General features: G+C 77.7%; 1 protein-coding gene. It reads right to left on the reverse strand.

Annotated elements, in window-relative coordinates:
• Positions 1-45: 45 nt before the first annotated feature.
• Positions 46-247 (reverse strand): hypothetical protein (locus N864_RS25425; RefSeq protein ID WP_162164578.1); only part of this gene is annotated, 202 nt, incomplete at its 5' end.

Consider the following 247-nt stretch of genomic DNA (forward strand, 5'->3'; position numbering starts at 1 on the left):
CAGGGCCGCCCGCGGAGCGCGAGGGCGCAGCTCTCGCCAGCGCCGTCAGGCGATGCGCTCGGCCACCCGCGGACTGGACACGAGCGGGTGACGGGACCAGGACCCGGCCGCCTCGTGGGGACGTCTCAGGGCCTGGCCGCCGCGGTCCTCGGTGAGTTCCCGGTGGGCGCGGCGGTGGTCGGCGCGGCCGTCCAGACCGCGAGGGTAGGGGCCGTAGGCGTGGCTGCCGTCCTCGGGTAGCAGGGAC

Origin of the sequence: Intrasporangium chromatireducens Q5-1, from assembly GCF_000576575.1 — a bacterium.
Classification (GTDB): domain Bacteria; phylum Actinomycetota; class Actinomycetes; order Actinomycetales; family Dermatophilaceae; genus Intrasporangium_A; species Intrasporangium_A chromatireducens.